This window comes from Flavobacterium sp. DSP2-3-1 (genome assembly GCF_049896865.1).
Classification (GTDB): Bacteria; Bacteroidota; Bacteroidia; order Flavobacteriales; family Flavobacteriaceae; genus Flavobacterium.
The window spans coordinates 327,304-347,247 of record NZ_JAFCVD010000001.1; the positions used below are offsets into that span (position 1 = coordinate 327,304).

The following is a 19,944-nucleotide window of genomic DNA, read 5'->3' on the forward strand; positions in this document are numbered from 1 at the left end:
AGTCCTTTTTTATTAATATTAAAAATATTTGTACTTTGGCGGCATAAACCAACAAATTATATCCCAATGAGAGTGTATTTACTTTTTTTGTCATTGTTTTTTTGTAGCCTAACTTTTGCTCAAAACTCAATTTCAGGTATTGTTACAGACAGTAACAACCAACCTATTCCTGGAGCCAACATAAAAATTGTTGGAGAATCTTCGGGTACTATTTCCGATTTAGACGGTTCATTTACATTACAAACTGCTAAAAAGCCTCCTTTCGTAATTGAGATTACAAGTGTTGGGTTTGGAACTCAAAAGATCAATGTTTCCTCTGCTGATCAAAGAATTTCTGTAAAGCTTATAGATGAAGAAAATAAACTGGATGAAATTGTAGTTTCTGCATCAAGAACTCCTGAAAGAGTGATTGAATCACCGGTTACTATTGAAAGAATGGGTATACAACAAATAAAAAGTACAACTGCACCGACATTTTATGATGGTTTAGAAAATCTTAAAGAGGTGCATTTTAACACAAGCAGTATTTCGTTCAAATCTATAAATACAAGAGGTTTCTCTACAGTTGCCAATACTCGTTTTATGCAGTTGGTGGACGGGATGGACAACTCTTCACCAGCATTGAACTTTGTTTTAGGAAATCTGATCGGGCTATCTGATATTGATGTTGCCAACGTTGAGTTGCTTCCGGGAGCATCTTCCGCTCTTTATGGCGCAAATGCTTTTAATGGTATTTTGTTCATGAACAGTAAAAATCCTTTTGCGAATCAAGGAATTAGTACTTACGTAAAATACGGACAAACTACTCAGCAAGCTGCTGGTACGAATGATTATTTTGATTTTGGATTGAGAGCAGCAAAGGCTTTTACTAAGCATTTTGCAGCCAAAGCAAATTTCAATTTTTTGAGAGCTACAGAATGGATTGCCGCAGATGACAGAAGTTTAACAGGTGGTTTAATTGGACACGCTAACAATCAAAACTATGACGGGTTGAACTTGTATGGTGATGAGGTTACTACTTTCATCACTAACGTAGGGCAGGTAAGCAGAACAGGATACCGCGAGCAGGATTTGAATGACAATAAAGTTAGAAGTGTAAAAGCAGATTTCTCTTTGCATTTTAAACCTTGGGAGGGTGAAACCGAAATTATATTACAACATAAATTAGGTTTAGGAAGTACTATCTATCAAGGAGCGAACAGATATGCATTGAATGATTTCTTTATGCAACAATCTAAAATCGAGATAAAAGGGAAAAATTTCTTTGTAAGAGGATATATTACTGACGAAGATGCTGGTAATTCTTATGATATGCGTTTTGCTGCGTGGAATGTTAACAGGGCTGCAAAATCAGATACAGAATGGTTTACTAATTATGCTACTGCGTATCAGTTATCGGGAGCTGTATTAGGTACTAACGCACAGCAATCTGCTACAAATGCAAGAAATTATGCAGATTACAATATCAAACCAGCAGGTTTGCCTTTCTTAGTTACTCCAACAGGAAGTGCAAGATTTGAACCAGGTTCTGTACAATTTAAAAGCGCTTTAGCAGCTGCAATTGCAGAGCCGGATTTAACTAAAGGTGCTAAATTTATCGATCAGTCTAAAATTTACCATTCAGATGTAAATTACAATTTTAAAGATTTGGTAAAATTTGCAGAGATTCAATTAGGAGGTTCATTCAGACAATATGAAATGAACTCACAAGGAACAATCTTCACTGATTTTGACGGTCCATTAAGATATAATGAGTACGGTGCTTACGGACAATTGACCAAAAAATTCATGAATGACAGGTTGAAATTCACAGGATCTGCGCGTTACGATAAAAGTCAAAATTTTGACGGAAATATTTCGCCTCGCGTGTCTTTTGTCTATTCTGCCGGAGCAACAAAAAGACATAATTTTAGAGTTTCCTATCAAACAGGTTTCAGAAACCCAACTACACAAGATCAATACATTGGTTTAGACTTAGGGCCGTTTGCTTTAATTGGTTCTGCTCCTGAGAATTTAGATCGTTTTACTGAAGTTAGAGGAGTTAGTGCTGCTGGTCAAGCATTAGGAATTCCTGCAACTTTAACTTTAACAGGTCAAAATGCCTATACTAATTCTTATACTTTGACATCAGTTCAGGCTTTTAGTGCTGCAGTTGCTGCAAGTCCATCGAATATTCCTGCAGCAGCAGCTTTATTAAAAGTGGCTAATCCTAGATTGGTTAAGCCTGAGGAGGTTCAGGCTATAGAATTAGGGTATCGTTCTGTAGTTAACAATGATTTGTCAATTGATATTAATGGATATTATAACATTTATAATGATTTCATGAATACTTCAAGAGTGATTAGTCCGTATTACGGAAATGTTAATACCGCTTTTGATTTTGGTAATCCTGCAACTTTGGGTACGCTTTCTGCTTTGAGTAATGGAGACAGAAGAGTGTATCAGGTATATACCAATACTACTGCAAAAATTACATCTTTAGGTTTTGGTGTAGGTTTGTCTAAAAAAGTGTATCAGGATTTTGAAGTTGGTGTAAATTATAACTATGCTGAGTTCAATTTTAATCAAGAAGAAGACCCCAGTTTTATAGCTGGTTTTAATACTCCTAAACACAGAGTTAAAGCATCTATTGGTAACACTAAATTGTTTAAAAACTTTGGTTTCAATGTTAATGCAAGATACAATACGGAGTATTTATGGCAGTCTTCTTTTGCTGACGGTATGGTTCCGGAAAACACTGTATTAGATGCTCAAATTAATTATGGTTTTCCAAAATTAAAATCTGTACTTAAAATTGGTGCTACCAATATTGGTGGAAAAGATTATCTTCAGGTTATTGGAGCAGGAGCCATAGGGCAACAATGGTTTGCTTCTTGGACAATCAACCCATAATTATAAAAAGGTCAATAATTTTAAAAAATATATTATGATAAAAAATTTCAAATGGCTGTTGTTGATTTCGCTAACATTCGCAGCATGTAATAACGATGATGAGGTAATTACCGAAGAGCCGCTAACAGCGGGTACGGCCGATTTTTCTAAATATGTTGCTTTAGGAGATTCGTTTGCAGCGGGATATAGTGATGGAGCTCTTTTTAAAGCCGGTCAAAAAAATTCATACCCTAATATCTTGGCAGGGCAATTTGCTTTAGTTGGCGGAGGTGCTTTTACAAATCCATTCATGGCCGATGACAACAGAGGTGGGTTTTCAATTGGAGGAAATCAAGTTCCTCAATTCCCAACACGTTTGTATTTCAATGGTGCTGGACCTGTAAATGTTTCAGGGGTTTCGGGAACAGTTTTTGGTGCTAGTATTTCTGGTTCATACAGCAATATGGGCGTTCCAGGTGCAAAAGCAATACATTTAGGAGTTGCAGGTTACGGACGAGCTAATCCATATTTTGGTCGATTTGCGAAAACGGCGATGTCAAGCGTAATAAAAGATGCTACAGATCAAAATCCAACCTTTTTCTCTTTGTTTATTGGAGGTAATGATGTTTTAGGATATGCTACCAATGGTGGTATACCTACTTCGCAAGATCCTGTTGCGGGGAATGATATTACTCCCACTGGTACTTTTAATGCGGCTTATAATGCATTAGCTACAGCTCTCGCGGCAGGAGGTAAAAAAGGAGTTGTTGCCAATTTACCGTATATCAATAATCTACCGTTTTTTACGACGGTTCCTTTTAACCCAGTTCCGTTAGATGCTGCAACTGCAACACAATTGAATACACAGTTGTTAGGGCCAGTAAAACAAATTCTTACAGCTCTAGGCGCTGGAAGCAGAATTAAAATATTAACGGCTTCTGCTACAAATCCTTTATTGATAAGAGATGAAACGTTGGTTAATTACAGTGCTCAAATTACGGGTGCGTTAACTGCAGCGGGTGTTCCAGCGCAGCAAGCAGCTTTAATGGGCAATCTTTATGGACAAGCGCGTCATGCTAATGGTGGTGCAAATGTTACTGACAAAGATTTTGTATTGCTTACAACCAGAACAGTTATTGGAACACCACAAGCTGGAGTTCCGCCTCCTTTTAATACCGTTGGGGTAACTTTTCCATTGCAAGACAATAGGGTTTTGACAGCTTCAGAGATTTTGGAGATAAAATTAGCGACAGATGCCTATAATGTAACGATTAAAGCTGCGGCTGAATCAAACAATTTGGCTTTCGTTGATACAGCTTCAATTTTAAATCAGTTGAATAATGGCGGAATTCGTTTTGGTACTTTTCACATGACTGCTGCTTACGTTACAGGTGGTACTTTTTCTTTAGATGGAGTTCACCCAAGTCCAAGAGGATATGCATTAATTGCTAATAAATTCTTGGAGGCTATAAATGCTAAATATGGTTCTAATTTGAAAGGTGTTGATTTAGGTTTGTATGGAATTCAATATCCAGCTACCATTCAATAATTTGAACTTCTTTTTTTAAAAAAATAACCACCCGTTTCATGACGTGGTGGTTATTTGTTTTTGAGGATATTGCGATCTTTTGTCTGTTTCGAAGTCATTTCTCCAGTATCTATTAAAAATATCCTTTTTTTATAAAAAATTATTGATTTTATATTTTAAAAAATTATCTTTGCACACTGAAAAAAGCATTTAATCGATACAATTCGGTTAGTACTATTTCATAAACCTAAATAGCTATTTAATAAATACATAAGTAATGTCGAAAGTAATAGGAAAAGTTGCCCAGATCATTGGACCAGTAGTTGACGTAGTTTTCAACGGTAAGGATGTTGAACTTCCAAAAATTTATGATTCATTAGAAATCACAAAAAAAGATGGTACTTTATTAGTACTTGAAGTACAATCTCACATAGGTGAAAACACAGTTCGTACCATTTCGATGGACTCAACAGATGGTTTGAGTAGAGGTTATGAAGTAGTTGGAACAGGGAATCCTATTCAAATGCCAATTGGCGCCGATGTTTACGGACGTTTATTTAACGTAATTGGAGATGCAATTGATGGTTTGCCGGAATTGCCAAAAACAGGTGAAAACGGAATGTCGATTCACAGAGCAGCTCCAAAATTCGAAGATTTATCTACTTCTTCTGAAGTTTTATTCACAGGTATTAAAGTAATCGATTTAATTGAGCCTTACTCAAAAGGGGGAAAAATTGGATTGTTTGGTGGTGCTGGAGTTGGTAAAACAGTATTGATTCAGGAGTTAATTAACAATATTGCAAAAGGTCACGGTGGACTTTCCGTATTCGCAGGAGTAGGAGAAAGAACACGTGAAGGGAATGACTTACTTCGTGAGATGTTAGAGTCAGGAATTATAAAATACGGGGATGAATTCATGCACTCTATGGAAAATGGAGGATGGGATTTGTCTAAAGTAGATTTAGTAGGAATGAGAGAGTCTAAAGCCACTTTCGTTTTCGGACAAATGAATGAGCCTCCGGGAGCTCGTGCTCGTGTAGCACTTTCTGGATTATCAATCGCTGAGTATTTCCGTGATGGGGCAGGAACTGATCAAGGTAAGGATGTATTGTTCTTCGTGGATAATATCTTCCGTTTTACACAAGCAGGTTCTGAGGTTTCGGCACTTTTAGGTCGTATGCCATCTGCGGTAGGATACCAACCAACATTAGCAACTGAAATGGGTGCAATGCAAGAGCGTATCACATCTACAAACAAAGGTTCTATTACATCTGTTCAAGCGGTTTACGTTCCTGCGGATGATTTAACGGATCCAGCTCCGGCTACAACTTTTGCCCACTTAGATGCAACCACAGTATTGTCTCGTAAAATTGCTGAGTTAGGTATTTATCCTGCGGTGGATCCATTGGATTCAACTTCAAGAATACTTACGCCTCAAATTTTAGGGAATGAGCATTATGACTGTGCACAAAGAGTAAAAGAAATTTTACAAAAATATAAACAATTACAAGATATCATTGCGATTCTTGGTATGGAAGAATTATCAGAAGATGATAAATTAGCCGTTTCAAGAGCACGTCGTGTACAACGCTTCTTATCTCAACCTTTCCACGTTGCGGAGCAATTTACAGGATTAAAAGGAGTTTTAGTTGATATTAAAGATACTATCAAAGGATTTAATATGATTATTGACGGTGAATTAGATCACTTGCCAGAATCCGCTTTTAACCTTAAAGGTACTATTGAAGAAGCAATTGAAGCTGGAGAAAAAATGTTAGCGGAAGCTTAAAAATTATAAGTTATGAGTTATGAGTTGTTTCAAATTTTGAAAACTCATAACTCATAATTCAAAACTCATAATTATGTTATTAGAAATAGTATCACCAGAGGCAAAATTATTTTCAGCAGAAGTAACTTCGGTTACATTGCCAGGAACGGATGGAAGCTTTCAGATTTTGAATAACCACGCGCCAATTGTTTCTATTTTAGAAAAAGGAGTAGTGAAAATTACCGCTTCTAACTTTGCTTTTGCCAAAGAAGTCGCAGGTAAATTCACCAAACTCGATGCCCAAAATTACACACTTGCTATCAATTCTGGGACAATCGAAATGAAAGACAACAAAGTTATTGTTTTAGTCGACTAAAATGATTTCAATATATAAATTAAAGCTTCACAATTTGTGAGGCTTTTTTTTTGGAGCTATTTCCAGCTGTCCACTATATCTTTTACAAAGCTTCCAGCCTTCAAAAGGCTGGAACCTTTGTAAAAGGATGCCGTTTCCATCTGGGCTAAAAAATCGAGAACAAAAGATTATTCATCCTTTACAAACTCCATAATATCTCCGGGTTGGCATTCCAGAATTTCACAAATCAATTCTAAAGTCGAAAACCGAATCGCCTTTGCTTTTCCGGTTTTTAAAATAGAAAGATTAGCTGTTGTGATTCCCATTCGTTCCGCTAGTTCATTGGAGCGCATTTTTTTTTTGGCAAGCATTACGTCAAGGTTTACTATGATTGGCATAATTATATGGTTAGTTCGTTTTCTTCTTTCAATTGTTTCCCCATTTTAAAAACTTCGGCTAAAACCGTAAAAAACAATCCAAGAGAAATAAGATACAGGAAAGGATTTGCTCCAATTTCTATTTTTATTTCACCTTGTGCTACTTTACAAAAGAAAGCAGGAATTCCCGATACAAATCCGGAAAGTATAAATAGGTTTCCAATTCGATTGAAGTAAAAGATTATTTTGTTATCAAAAATAATCTTCAACTGAAACAATCGGAGTAGTTTTTTTATTAGATATAAACCATACAATAGTAAGAGATAAGACAAGGTTGCAAAAAATAAAACAATTTTAGCATTGAGGTCCAAAACAGTAATTTTGATACCATTCATGTTTATTGGAACATCAAACGGTTCATTTGAAATCGATAAATATCCGATGAAAAACAATAAGAATGGAATAAAAATTAATGCCATAATCCAGACAAAATCGATAATCGTTTTTAATAAATTTAATTTTTTCATACTATTTTATATTGTTAAATTATTTTCAGTTTCTATGATATTTCCTTTTTTAATAACATCAGAAAAAGCTAATAACCCAATTCCAATTGCAAGTAATAACAAATACATAATAATATCAGATAGTATCTGGTCCTTTGGCGTCTGACTCATGCCCAACAGTCTAATTATGATCCCAGAAACGCTTAACAGCAACGAAAGGTAGCCACTTCTTTTAAATCTCTCTGAGCTTTTAAAATTAAAAACGCCTTCTTTAATAAACGCTTGGAGTCCTTTTTGAATATTAAATATCGTGAATATTAAGACCACTATTCGTAATAACATTATATAAGGACTTAAATTTCCGAAAATAGATTCCTTATATATTATAGTTATTTCTTCGCTAGACATGTTATACCGTAAGCACTCGTTTATTGGGATAGCTAAGATTAATAATCCTATGAAAATTTTTAAAACCCAATTTAAAATAGTAATTTTTCTCATATTTTTTCTTGTAAATATATAAAAATTATCGATAAACAATAATTAAATGTTTAAAAACAATAAAATATAGAAAAAGATTAATTACAGGTATTTTTTTTTTCCTTTTTATTTTAAATCTGAATTAAAAACTGTTTTAGGCAAAACTCATTTTTGAATAGTTTTTTTATAAAAAAGCCTAACAGGTTTCCAACGTCTGTTAGGCTTTGGTTAATAACAAATATTAAAACAAACCATTTACAAATTATCAACTTATATTTTAATTATTCAGCTCCATCTATTGTAGCTCTTGCAACAGCAAAGCCACCTACTTTTTTCCCTAATTCAAATCCTTTTTCACAATCACTCCTATAATGAATGGCGCCAAGCAAGCGCGAATCAGAAGCCTGTTTAGCCATAATTGAAAAATTTTGCGCTTTTGCAGGAATAATATGCGATAATACGGCAGTGGCAGCACCACTAAAGGTCGAGTGACCTGATACATAAGCAGGAAAATTCGGAATCCCTGTTAATGTTTTGATGGATGGATCCATCTGACAAGGTCTTGGATTAAAATAAAAGTATTTTGCATCCCAGCAACTGATAGCCGCATCCATCATGGCAATATTCAATAACGCCATATTTCTGGCCCATCGTACTTCGCTGTAATTTTGGGCTACAAATTCTTCAGCTGCAATTGCATTCCAGTGGCCTGGCGGTGTGTATGTACCCACACCATCAGCCCAAAAGGTAACAATTTCCATATTTTTTCTAGTTGCATTTTTGCTGTTGGTTTTTACTTCAGCTAATTCTTTTGCAAATTGTTCTGATTTCGTGGAAGGCGGTGGAACCGGACGACTTGCAAGAACCATTTCAGGGGTCATAAGGAATGATTTTACTTTTCCAAACAATGGTAACATTGGAGGTCTCGCGGGAATATCTAATGATTTCCATGGAGTTTCTCCAGAGGCTGCAGTTTGAGTTTCAAGTTGTGTCCAAAGTGCTTGATTGCCAATAGCTGCTCCTGTTCCGTCAGCGGCAGCTCTGGCGATAAATTTGGCGGCAATTTTTCTGCCTAAAATAATTCCGGCATCAACATCACTTCGAACATTGGCGCCACTAATGATGCGATATAATTTTTGTTCCTCTGCTTTTTCTTGGATGTAAGCGATTTCTGTTGGGAATAATAATTTTAATAATTCAACAGTAACTCCTGCTAAAACAGCATCTTCAGATGGATAGGAAGGTAAGCTGCTCTTGGGGATTAGAACGGGTAAAGTTGCGTCAACTATAAATGGTGCATCTCTATTATAAAGTTTTTTATAATGCCAAGTTGCAACCATTGCATCGTATTGCGCAGCGCTAACATACGCATAAGCTCTGGCTGCGTAAGGAGGATTTGAAAAAGGAAATTGAGGATTTGCGAATGGATTTGCTCCAGATGGTGCAGGATATGTCCCGTCTTCATTTTGATATGGTGGACGATTGTGTCTTGCCACTAAGGTCCGCATAATCTCATTCCAACGTAAAACGCCTCCGGCGCTCCAATATTGTATTATTTTTTTCTGTTCCTGAGTTATGCTTGCTTGGTAACTTTTTATTTCGTTAATTTCTCTTGCAAAAGCAGGTGTGTTTGATGTTATTGGCGGATCCAAATAAAATTCATTTGGGGCAGTCAATAGGAATGTTTTCCAGCTTCCGGCTAATACATCTGTATTGGCGGGATTTAATTGAGGGAATTGCTCATTGCGTTCTGTTAACTCGTCACTACAAGAATAGTTCAACGTAAGAAACAAAACCAGAAGACTATTGCAGGCTATTTTTTGTACTTTATTTTTCATTTTCTTGTATCGTTTTTTTTAAATTAATGATATAAAATAGACCGCCGTAAAAGGTATTTGATTGCCCTACATTTCGGCCTTCTGTAACAAAATTGCACCCTCCAATAATAGATAATGCCGGTACTTTCTTAAGCGTGTATTTAGTATTCACACCAATTTTTACTGCATTCATAGTATTGCTTAGAAAAGGCATGTTGTTTGTTGTAATGTCAAATCCGCCAGATTGTGTAACCCAATTATCAAGAACAGCTTCGGCTATTAATCTGCTAGAACGATAGCCTATTCTGTAGTTTATAGATATAGCATTCGGCATGTCGACTTCATTGGTGTAATGTATTTCGGTTGTGTAATAGGAATTTCTGTCAATGGTTACGTTAGCTCTTTTTAAATACGCTCCGGATAGCGTGGTGAAAAAGCGACCTCTTTGATAATCACCCATTAATCGTAAGGAAGCAGTCTTGCTTTTGAGGCCAATACTTAATGGTAAATAATCTGCTGGATAATCTGAAATAGGCGCTGATAGACCTCCTAAAGCATATAAAGAGTAAGTGGCTTTGCCAATTGTTTTTTCAAAAGGCATGTATTTTACGGTAAAAGAGATGTCCTGTAAACCTTTTACTCCTCCCATTGTGCCAGCAGAAGCTTTAGTTGCTACGTAAGGAAGGCTGAAAATAATATTTAATTTATCAGAAACACCATAGTTTCCCATCAAAGCCAATGACTTTGTGGATACGGTACCAAAATTGAGGTTTTTTCTTTTAAAGATTCCTTCCCAATACTTGTCCCAGCTACTATGTTGGTATATTGTTCCAAAACAAAAATTGCCTTTACTCATCATAATTCCATCAATCTCTGTTTGAGCATTCATAAATAAAGATGCCAACAGCAGACAACTTAAGTAAAATTTTTTCATTAAAAAATGGTTTTTGTTAATAGCGGGTGTTTGGTATTTAAAAACATTTTGTTTTAATTATTAAGAAAACAACAAATTTTCAGATGCTTAATAACTAAAATCTGGTTAATAATCCTATGTTTGTTGTGTAATCAGCAAAAGCTGAATCACCTTGAACAGGAGTACCTCTCGTCGTTGAATTCTTCTTGTCGGTAACACTTTGCGAACGGTTACAAACCACTGCGAATGATACTGATACAAAAAGAACGATTTTTTTTACTCGGAGTTTACTATGTTTTCACGGTTTAAATGAAAGGATATAGTCCTAGTTGTTTAAAAAAAATTGACAAAAAAATCAAATAATAATGTGAATTAGATTGGCGAATCAATGATGTTCCTGCAGTAATAAGGTACTTCTCGCCGTAAATTTATATTAATGTAGCGGACACTAATCAATTTTAATATCAAAACCCAGTGGAGTTATATTGATTTTAAAAATTAATACTAAACACTGTATATTCAGTATTGTAATGTTTTTGGTATAAAATGTAAATTAAATGAAATCAGGTGGTGTGTACGATAAAGCAAGGTGTCCCGAGCGTAAAGACGCTATTGGATTTTCATTAATCGCTACAACTTCTGCTTCTTTTTCAGGCGAAAAAGCGAAACAAACAGCAGTGTTTGGTACGTAATCTTTAAGGAAAGATTTTAATAGTTTTTTAACCGGAGACTCTTTTGAGGAAGATCCGGTGAATAATTGATTGTCAACAATGTCTTTTAAATCCTGACTTATTGCATCTTGATGTGAATTGCGCAGGTAATACAGACTTAATATGTTGTTTTGAATTCTTTTTTTGAAAATGTGATAGCTTTTGTTGTTGATTACCACATCTTCATTGACATACTCAAAATCGGTGTCTTCGATAAAAGAGTATAAAGTTGCATTCAATTTGATTACTTGAAACTCAGAATCATGTCTCTTTTCCATAGAAGATACCCACGCTTGCTCTTCTTGATAAGCAAACATCAGATAGTATCCCATCACGTTGTAAAACAACGTTACTACTAAAAAAAGTGATGCAATTCGTTTCATATTCGTCGAAAGTAAAAAACTATTTCATTGGTTAACATTTTCAATATTCATTTTAAGTTTTTTTTAACATAATTTTACGAAGGTTATAAATCGAAACCGTTTTCGAAAAAATTTATGTATTTTTTTTTCATAGGTTTAGTTTAATTGTTAATTTATAATGCATTTGATTTTTTTTGATGAAGAAGCCGAATTTTGATTTTAAGAAAAAAGCTTGATTTTTTTTAGGTTTGATGAAAAAACAAACAAGTAATTTACAAAATCAATAAACCAAAAAAGATGCTTATTTTTGCTGACTATGAAACATTTTCCAGAAAATCTATCCGCTAAACTTGAGATTCGAAAGCAAAATAGTGCTTTACGAAAATTGCCTTTGTCAAGTAAAATAATTGATTTTGCTTCCAATGATTACCTTGGTTTTTCTGGATCGGAAATTATTTTTAATCAAACGCATGAGTTTTTAATTAGCAGAAAAATTTATCAAAACGGGGCAACTGGCTCCCGATTGTTATCTGGTAACCATAAATTGTATCAAGAAACAGAGGACTTTATTGCTAACTTCCATCAATCAGAATCAGCGCTGATTTTTAATTCGGGATATGATGTCAATGTTGGATTCTTCGGTTCGGTTCCACAAAAGGGAGATTTGATTTTATACGATGAATTGTGTCATGCTTCTATTCGGGATGGAATTCAGCTTTCAAATGCAAAAGCGTATAAGTTTAATCATAATGATTTTGAAGATTTAGAAAAGTTGATTTTACGGAATCCTAATACTATTATTTATATCGTCACTGAATCAGTATTTTCAATGGATGGTGATTGTCCAAATCTAGAAGAATTGGTTTCGGTTTCAACTAAACACAATTGTTATCTTGTTGTTGATGAAGCGCATGCTTTGGGTGTTTTTGGTTCAAAAGGAGAAGGATTAGTTCAAATGTTGGGTTTGCAAGAGCACGTTTTTGCTCTAATAGTTACTTTTGGGAAAGGATTAGGTTGCCATGGAGCAGCAGTGTTAGGGTCGAATGAATTGCGAGAATATTTGATAAACTTTGCCAGAAGTTTTATTTACACCACAGGACTTTCACCACATTCCGTTGCCACGATTCTGGTTGCGTATCAGCATTTAGAAATGGATTCGGCTTCAATTTCAAAATTAAGAGAAAACATTATTTTTTTCAATCAGCAGAAAAATCTACTAAGTTTAAAACCACTTTTTGTCCGAAGCAAATCAGCCATACAATCTGCTATTATTCCTGGAAATGAAAAAGTAAAAACAATCGCCAAACAACTGCAGGAAAAAGGATTTGATGTCAAAGCCATACTTTCGCCTACTGTACCAAAAGGTCAAGAACGACTGCGTTTTTGTTTGCACAGTTATAATTCGCAAGTAGAAATTTCAGATGTGATGCATTGTGTTTACTCACTTCTTTAAATAAATTAATTTTTTTTGTAACGTTTTGCTTATTTTATTACTTACGAATGGTAATTAAATAAACAAAACCATTATGAAAACAGAAACCACAAGAAAATATAGCGAGAGAAATTATTTTGGACCTATTATGATTTTTATCAGTTCAATAGGAGTAAGCGACGCTTTAATGAGCCAATATGTTTATGACAAACCAAAATCTGAAATGTTATTGATGATGTCATGCTTATTTTTGGCGGGTGTGTTTTCTGTTTTAAGAACAAATAATAGTAAATAATTTGACGAGTTTAATCATCTAAGTCAATCAAAAATCAAATTATTATGAAAAAATTATATAAATCAATTGCAATAGTAGCAGTATTATTAATTTGTAGTGGCGTTTTTGCGCAAGCAAAAAAAACTACATCAGTAAATTCAAATGATAAATCTCTTTTATGGGAAATTTCAGGAAACGGTTTGTCGAAATCTTCTTTTTTATATGGTACAATTCATATGATTTGTGGGAATGATTATTTTCTTTCGGAAAAAACAAAGAAAGCGTTCAATGCCACTGAAAGTTTATTTCTCGAAATTGATTTATCAGATCCTAATGAGTTGGTTTTTATGCAAAAAGCAGCAATGAGTGCCGAGCCTTTAAGTAAAAAATTGACGGCAAAACAATTATCTGATTTGGATATAATATTGCGACAAATTACTGGAATGACAATTCAGCAAGTTGATAATTATAGCATGTTGACCGTGCTGAGTTTAATCTCTATGAAGTCTTTTGGCTGTGAGAATTTAAAATTTTATGAAATGGAATTTATTGGCTTAGCCAAAGAGTCAAAAAAGAGTATTGGAGGACTTGAGACCATGGAAGCGCAAATACATTTTTTAAATAAAGCGTATTCTGATGATGAAATGATAGCGATGCTGCAAGAGACAAACGGTGAAGAAACTGAAAAAATGGTTCAGAATTACATAAATGAAAATCTTCCGGAATTATATAAAGAGATTACTACTCCAAAATTAATGAATGAGAATTCAAAAAAATGGATGTTAGAGGTTCGAAATGAAAACTGGGCTGTAAAAATGCCAGATGTGATGAAAGAGAAAAGCACTTTTTTTGCAGTTGGGGCGGCACATTTATTGGGCAAAGAAGGGTTGATTAATTTATTGAGAAAAGCAAGCTATTCTGTTAAACCGCTATTGAATTAGAAAGATTTTGGAGAAAAGAGAACAGGAATTTTTAACCAAGATAGAAGTCCATAAAGGAATTTTGCATAAGGTTTCTAAAATGTACATGGATAATCGAGATGATCAACAAGATTTGTTTCAGGAGATTGTCTGTCAGTTATGGAAATCGTATGACACTTTTAGGAATGAAAGCCAGTTTTCTACTTGGATGTATCGGGTGGCCATTAATACAGCTATCGTTTTTCTAAAGAAAGAAAAGAGGAAAGTCGATAAATATCAAATAGCATCTGAAAACATAAAAGAAGAAACTGACGATTCAGAAATTAAGGAAAGCCAAATTGAACATTTTTACAAAGCAATTCAGAAATTAGAAAAAATAGATAAGGCTATCATTTTTTATCAACTGGAGGGTTTCTCCCATAAAGAAATTGGAGACAATTTAGGTATTTCAGAAGGGAATGCCAGAGTGAAATTAAATAGAGCAAAAGAAAAATTAAAAGAAATAATTATAAATCAAGGATATGGATTTTGACGATATACAGAACGCGTGGAACAGTGAAAAAACTGGGGAAATTATGATACCAAATCATGTAGAAAAAATACAATCAGCCAGTATGCCCCTAACACATATAAAAAAAAGTTTAAAAAGTGAGAGCTACCTGCAAATCTTTTTCCTTGTGTGTGGACTTGTACCTGTCTTTATTAAATTTAATATGAATTATCTAATGCTTTTTTACGTTGTATATTTCATATCAGTTATGGTCAGTGGGTATTTTTTAATAAAAATTAAAGATTTTTATAAAATAGTAAATAATAAAAACATTAGCACAAAAGACAATTTGTATGAAACCTATTATGAAATAAAATTATTTACAGAAGTCTATAAAATTATCTCTATTGTTTCTATTCCTTTTGGTTTTATTTATATGATTATAATTCCTTTGGGTTCAAAAACTGAAAAAGTTATGAAAATAATTGAAGGTATTCAAAATCCAGAAATACTGTTTATTGGTTTGATAATTGGTTTTGTTATGTGGTCAACGGGCTGTTGGTTTCTCATAAAGGCACATGCAGAACTTTTCTACGGAAAATATGCAAAAGAGATCAGGAAAGTAATTGATGAGTTAAAAGAAGAATAATAAATGACCCATCTTACCGATGGGTTTTTTACTTTTGTGTCCAAATCTAATTATTATGAAATTATTTGTAACCGGAATAGGTACCGATGTAGGTAAAACCATCGCGTCAGCCATTATAACAGAAGCTTTAGAAGCCGATTATTGGAAACCCATTCAAGCGGGAGATCTAGAAAACTCCGATAGCCACAAGGTCAAATCATTTTTGTCTAATAAAAAGACAGTGATTCATCCTAATAGTTATGCTTTGAATACTCCGGCAAGTCCGCATTTTGCTGCTGAATTGGACCGAATTACGATTGATTTAAATAAAATCATTGAACCCAAAACAGAAAATCATTTGGTTGTAGAGGGCGCAGGAGGTGTTTTTGTTCCTTTAAATTCAAATGATTGCGTTATAGATTTGATTCAACCCGATTATAAAGTGCTATTGGTTTCCCGTCATTATTTGGGAAGTATCAATCATACTTTATTGACCATTGAAGCTTTACAAAACAGAAAAATAGCAATTGCTGGAATTATTTTTTCTGGCGATGAAAACAAAGCGACTGAAGAAATAATCGGGAGTAAAACTGGTGTAAAATGCATTGGAAGAATAGAACAAGAACCCTATTTTGATAAAAATGTAGTCAAAGAATACGCTGATGTGTTTCGGGAACTGCTACTGAGTTTATAAAATCTTTATGAAACTCTGTTCTTTCTCTGTGTATCTTTGTGAAATATATTATTTAAAATGACTTTAACTGAAAGAGACTGCCAATACCTTTGGCATCCGTACACCCAGCACAAAACTGCGGCGTTGCCAATTGCTATTAAAAAAGGCAAAGGCGCTTTGCTATGGGACGAAAATAACACAGAATATATTGACGCTATCGCTTCTTGGTGGGTGAATCCTTATGGACATTCTAATACATTTATTGCCGATGCGATTTACCAACAGCTCACGACATTAGAACATGTGTTGTTCGGCGGATTTACACACGAACCCGCTATTTTGGTAGCTGAGAAGTTGATGGGAATATTACCAAAAAACCAACAAAAAATATTCTTTTCAGATAACGGATCAACTGCTGTTGAGGTTGCAATTAAGGTAGCTTTGCAGTATTTCTTTAACAAAGGAGAAAAGAGAACTACTATAATTGCTTTCGAAAATGCTTTTCATGGTGACACTTTTGCGGCCATGGCGGCGAGTGGAATTTCTTTTTACACACAAGCTTTTCAGGGAATGTTTATTGATGTGGTTCGGATTCCGGTTCCTGTAAAAGGAAAAGAACAAGAAAGTTATGATGCGTTACAATTAATTATAAAAAACCAGAATTGCGCTGGTTTTATTTTTGAGCCATTGGTTCAGGGAGCCGCAGGAATGGTAATGTATGATCCGGAGTCATTAGATGAATTGATGCGAATCTGTCAGAAAAATAATGTGCTGACCATTGCAGACGAAGTGATGACAGGTTTTGGAAAAACCGGAAAAACTTTTGCGACGGATTTTTTGGTCGAAAATCCAGATATGATGTGTTTGTCTAAAGCGTTGACCGGAGGAACAATTCCTATGGCGATTACTACTTTTACTCAGGAATTATTCGATGCTTTTTATGATGATGATATCAATAAAGCGTTGTTTCACGGACATACATTTACAGCAAATCCTACTGGTTGTGCGGCGGCTTTGGCCAGTTTAGAATTGTTGCAAAGCAATGAAATGCAAGCGAATATTATTAGAGTAAATAAAAGCCATCTGAACTTTCAAGAACATATAAAAAACCATCCGAAAGTAACTACAACTCGTGTGCTCGGAGTCATTTTTGCATTAGAAATAAAAACGCAAAGTTCCGCCAGTTACTATGGAACTTTGCGCAACAAACTCTATGATTTTTTTATCGAAAACGGAGTAATTCTGCGTCCTGTTGGTAATATTGTATACATTTTGCCTCCTTACATTATTACAGACGAGCAATTAAAAAAAGTGTATCAAGTAGTCGAAAATGCATTAGAAATTGTCTAATTTTTAGCCACAATTTCTGCGGATCAAACGGATTAAACGGATGTTCACAGATTAAAAAATCCGATTTTATCTGCTAAGATACGTGTTGTCTGCGTGTTATTTTTTCACGACGACGCACACTGAAAATTCATTAAGATTGATTTCTGTTTTTTAGGCCGCAGATTGAACAGATTGAACGGATTTTCATAGGTTAAAAGAATAAAATTCCGCTTTTATCATGAGTATCTGTGCTCTCAGTGTACCAATTTAATGAAAAACTTTACGACCTTTGCCGCTAAATAATAGTACTATTTTGTCTAAAACAATCTCTATAACCGCCATAGCTTCCATTTCACCTTTGGGTACTGACTCAAAAACAATTTGGGAAAATTATCTCAATGAAAATCATTGTTTTACGGAACACATTTTAGACCATAAAAAAACTTTCGTTGCTATGTTGCCTGATGATTTAGAACAAGTTATTTTGGCTTTGCGAGCTTCAGACAGTAAATATAAATCCTTGGACAAATCGGTTTTGTATGCTATGGCATCTTCACGACAAGCGATGAAAAATGCGGGCTGGGCTTCAAATGACGTTTTCGGAATCAATATAGGTTCGTCGCGTGGTGCCACTGATTTATTTGAAAAACACTACCAGGAATATTTAAGAACTGGAAAAGCACAAACTTTAGCTTCTCCAACGACGACTTTGGGAAATATTTCCTCTTGGGTCGCTCATGATTTGCAAAGTTCGGGACCTGAAATTTCACATTCTATTACGTGTTCTACTGCTTTGCACGCTGTATTAAACGGAGTGGCTTGGCTTCGAGCAGGAATGGCAGATAAATTTCTGGTCGGCGGCAGTGAAGCGCCTTTGACTGATTTTACGATTGCTCAAATGCGCGCTTTGAAAATTTATTCAAATAGCACAGAAGAATATCCGAATCGAGCACTTGATTTAGAAAAGAAACAAAACACCATGGTTCTTGGCGAAGGTGCCGGCATTTGTTGTCTGGAAATTGGAAAAAAAGAAAACGCATTGGCTTACATTGAAGGAATTGGTTATGCTACGGAGATTTTAGAACACAATATTTCTATTTCTGCGGAAGCGATTTGTTTACAGAAATCGATGCAAATGGCGTTGCAAAATATTGATTTGTCAGAAGTTAATGCTATTGTGATGCACGCTCCGGGAACCATCAGAGGAGATTTGACGGAATATAAAGCGATACAGAAAGTTTTTGGCGAAAGTCTACCTTTATTAACTACTAATAAATGGAAAATAGGGCACACTTTTGGAGCCTCAGGTATTTTAAGTATGGAACTTGCTATTTTGATGATGCAACATAATAAATTTATAGGAGTTCCTTTTGCAGAAGTACAAATACAAACAAAGCCCATAAAAAAAGTACTGATAAATGCGGTTGGTTTTGGTGGAAACGCGGTGAGTATACTTTTGAGTTTGTAATTATTCAATTTATAGGATGCGTACTTTTAAAAATAGTTAACCACGAACCACTCTAATTTGCTCTGATTTTTAAAAAATGGGCAAAGGAATTCGTGGAAATTGTTGTAATTCGTGACTGAAATAATTTAGGTAGTTATTAGTTAAGGGTCGTCATGAATTTTAAAATTGGTGCTAAACCGTTACATCCATTTCATCTGTGTTTGAATTCTCAAGCTCTTTTGCTTTTTCGTAAACCAAATTACTCTCGAATCCTTTGCGCAACAAATAATCACAGAATTTTTTGCGTTTTTTTAGCACATTTTTTTCGGGAATGGATTCCCAGTTTTTTTCTGCAACGGTGTGAAAAGTGGATAGATATTCGGCAGTATCGATTTCTTTGAGTGCCAAATTGATATTGTACTGTGTGATTTTTCGAAATTTTAATTCGTTTACAATTCTAATTTTCCCCCAAAACTTAATCCGGTGTTTTCCTCTGGCAAAACTGCAGGCAAAGCGGCTTTCATTCAGGAAATTATCTTTGATTAGATGCACTAAAATAGTATCGATTTCATCAGAATCCATTTTCATACTTCGTAATTTTTGCACAACTTCTTCGTGACAGCGTTCTTGATAGGCGCAGTAATACTCTATTTTATGGATGGCTTCTTTTACAGAAAAAACTGGATTCATTTTTTTGGTTTTACAGCAGTATTATTGCGCTTAAAGTTGATTGTTTCTACAAGTAATTTGATTTCAAAAATAAGCCTTTAAATCGATATTGCTCCAAATGGTAAACCGGTATTTAATTTTTTTGTTTTTATAAAAAAACCTATTGTCATGTTATTAGCAATAAACGCTGTTATAAAACGAGTTAGATTAAAAAAAATGATTTTTAAAAGGTTGAAAAGTAGAAATTAGAACTGCTTAAATATGTATTTCAACCGATTATTAAGTACTTGGTCGATTAAATTGCGGGTTGTATATAATCAGAAGCTAACTTGCATCTGTAGCTATATTTTTGCTTTTTTTCAAGTAAAAATTTCTATCAACTAACGGTACTGCAA

General features: G+C 34.6%; 19 protein-coding genes. 12 read left to right on the forward strand and 7 right to left on the reverse strand.

The features are described from left to right. The first annotated feature begins 66 nt into the window (after positions 1-66). From ACP7AT_RS01565 to ACP7AT_RS01580, 4 genes are all read left to right on the forward strand, one after another. Complete coding sequence (locus ACP7AT_RS01565) at positions 67-2,892, forward strand: carboxypeptidase-like regulatory domain-containing protein (protein ID WP_426062608.1); 2,826 nt, start codon at positions 67-69, stop codon at positions 2,890-2,892. 34 nt (positions 2,893-2,926) lie between these two features. Continuing rightward, entirely contained in the window at positions 2,927-4,420 is a 1,494-nt protein-coding gene (locus tag ACP7AT_RS01570; protein WP_426062609.1) for a G-D-S-L family lipolytic protein, read from the forward strand. Positions 4,421-4,676: 256 nt separating this feature from the next. Then, positions 4,677-6,188: a F0F1 ATP synthase subunit beta gene (gene atpD, locus ACP7AT_RS01575; RefSeq protein ID WP_426062610.1), complete on the forward strand. Its 1,512-nt coding sequence runs from the start codon at positions 4,677-4,679 to the stop codon at positions 6,186-6,188. A 73-nt stretch (positions 6,189-6,261) separates the two neighbouring features. Then, on the forward strand, positions 6,262-6,543 hold the full coding sequence (locus ACP7AT_RS01580; RefSeq protein WP_426062611.1) for a FoF1 ATP synthase subunit delta/epsilon: 282 nt from the start codon (positions 6,262-6,264) through the stop codon (positions 6,541-6,543). Positions 6,544-6,710: 167 nt separating this feature from the next. Here ACP7AT_RS01580 and ACP7AT_RS01585 read toward each other — a convergent pair whose 3' ends face one another. The 6 genes from ACP7AT_RS01585 to ACP7AT_RS01610 form a co-directional block, all read right to left on the reverse strand. Next, on the reverse strand, positions 6,711-6,920 hold the full coding sequence (locus ACP7AT_RS01585) for a helix-turn-helix domain-containing protein (protein ID WP_426062612.1): 210 nt from the start codon (positions 6,918-6,920) through the stop codon (positions 6,711-6,713). A gap of 2 nt (positions 6,921-6,922) precedes the next feature. Next, positions 6,923-7,426: a DUF2975 domain-containing protein gene (locus ACP7AT_RS01590; RefSeq protein ID WP_426062613.1), complete on the reverse strand. Its 504-nt coding sequence runs from the start codon at positions 7,424-7,426 to the stop codon at positions 6,923-6,925. Between the two features lie 6 nt (positions 7,427-7,432). After that, a complete protein-coding gene (locus ACP7AT_RS01595; RefSeq protein ID WP_426062614.1) occupies positions 7,433-7,906 on the reverse strand; it encodes a hypothetical protein in 474 nt (157 codons plus the stop codon). A 260-nt stretch (positions 7,907-8,166) separates the two neighbouring features. Then, positions 8,167-9,723 carry a phosphatase PAP2 family protein gene (locus ACP7AT_RS01600; RefSeq protein WP_426062615.1) on the reverse strand — a complete coding sequence of 519 codons (1,557 nt, stop codon included), beginning with the start codon at positions 9,721-9,723 and terminating at the stop codon, positions 8,167-8,169. Further along, positions 9,713-10,636, reverse strand: a complete 924-nt coding sequence (locus ACP7AT_RS01605) for a hypothetical protein (RefSeq protein ID WP_426062616.1) — start codon at positions 10,634-10,636, stop codon at positions 9,713-9,715. Before ACP7AT_RS01605 ends, ACP7AT_RS01600 begins: the two co-directional genes overlap by 11 nt. A 532-nt stretch (positions 10,637-11,168) precedes the next feature. Next, positions 11,169-11,708 carry a hypothetical protein gene (locus ACP7AT_RS01610; RefSeq protein ID WP_426062617.1) on the reverse strand — a complete coding sequence of 180 codons (540 nt, stop codon included), beginning with the start codon at positions 11,706-11,708 and terminating at the stop codon, positions 11,169-11,171. A 295-nt stretch (positions 11,709-12,003) separates the two neighbouring features. Between ACP7AT_RS01610 and ACP7AT_RS01615 the strand changes: the two genes are divergently transcribed. The 8 genes from ACP7AT_RS01615 to ACP7AT_RS01650 all read left to right on the forward strand — a co-directional run bounded on the left by ACP7AT_RS01615 (position 12,004) and on the right by ACP7AT_RS01650 (position 18,901). Further along, positions 12,004-13,140 carry an aminotransferase class I/II-fold pyridoxal phosphate-dependent enzyme gene (locus ACP7AT_RS01615; RefSeq protein WP_426062618.1) on the forward strand — a complete coding sequence of 379 codons (1,137 nt, stop codon included), beginning with the start codon at positions 12,004-12,006 and terminating at the stop codon, positions 13,138-13,140. Between the two features lie 73 nt (positions 13,141-13,213). Further along, the gene (locus ACP7AT_RS01620) at positions 13,214-13,414 is read left to right on the forward strand and encodes a hypothetical protein (RefSeq protein WP_426062619.1); all 201 of its coding nucleotides are present in this window, start codon (positions 13,214-13,216) and stop codon (positions 13,412-13,414) included. A gap of 44 nt (positions 13,415-13,458) precedes the next feature. Then, positions 13,459-14,334 (forward strand): TraB/GumN family protein, encoded by an 876-nt coding sequence (locus tag ACP7AT_RS01625; RefSeq protein ID WP_426062620.1) that lies wholly within the window; start codon positions 13,459-13,461, stop codon positions 14,332-14,334. Between the two features lie 7 nt (positions 14,335-14,341). Beyond that, positions 14,342-14,845 carry an RNA polymerase sigma factor gene (locus ACP7AT_RS01630; protein ID WP_426062621.1) on the forward strand — a complete coding sequence of 168 codons (504 nt, stop codon included), beginning with the start codon at positions 14,342-14,344 and terminating at the stop codon, positions 14,843-14,845. Continuing rightward, the gene (locus ACP7AT_RS01635; protein WP_426062622.1) at positions 14,835-15,452 is read left to right on the forward strand and encodes a hypothetical protein; all 618 of its coding nucleotides are present in this window, start codon (positions 14,835-14,837) and stop codon (positions 15,450-15,452) included. Before ACP7AT_RS01630 ends, ACP7AT_RS01635 begins: the two co-directional genes overlap by 11 nt. Positions 15,453-15,507: 55 nt before the next feature. Continuing rightward, entirely contained in the window at positions 15,508-16,125 is a 618-nt protein-coding gene (gene bioD / locus ACP7AT_RS01640; protein ID WP_426062623.1) for a dethiobiotin synthase, read from the forward strand. Positions 16,126-16,182: 57 nt separating this feature from the next. Further along, complete coding sequence (gene bioA, locus ACP7AT_RS01645) at positions 16,183-17,454, forward strand: adenosylmethionine--8-amino-7-oxononanoate transaminase (RefSeq protein WP_426062624.1); 1,272 nt, start codon at positions 16,183-16,185, stop codon at positions 17,452-17,454. A 292-nt stretch (positions 17,455-17,746) separates the two neighbouring features. Then, positions 17,747-18,901 (forward strand): beta-ketoacyl synthase N-terminal-like domain-containing protein, encoded by a 1,155-nt coding sequence (locus ACP7AT_RS01650; RefSeq protein WP_426062625.1) that lies wholly within the window; start codon positions 17,747-17,749, stop codon positions 18,899-18,901. A 171-nt stretch (positions 18,902-19,072) separates the two neighbouring features. Here ACP7AT_RS01650 and ACP7AT_RS01655 read toward each other — a convergent pair whose 3' ends face one another. Next, positions 19,073-19,570, reverse strand: coding sequence for a regulatory protein RecX (locus ACP7AT_RS01655; RefSeq protein ID WP_426062626.1), 498 nt, complete (start codon positions 19,568-19,570; stop codon positions 19,073-19,075). Positions 19,571-19,944: the final 374 nt, after the last annotated feature.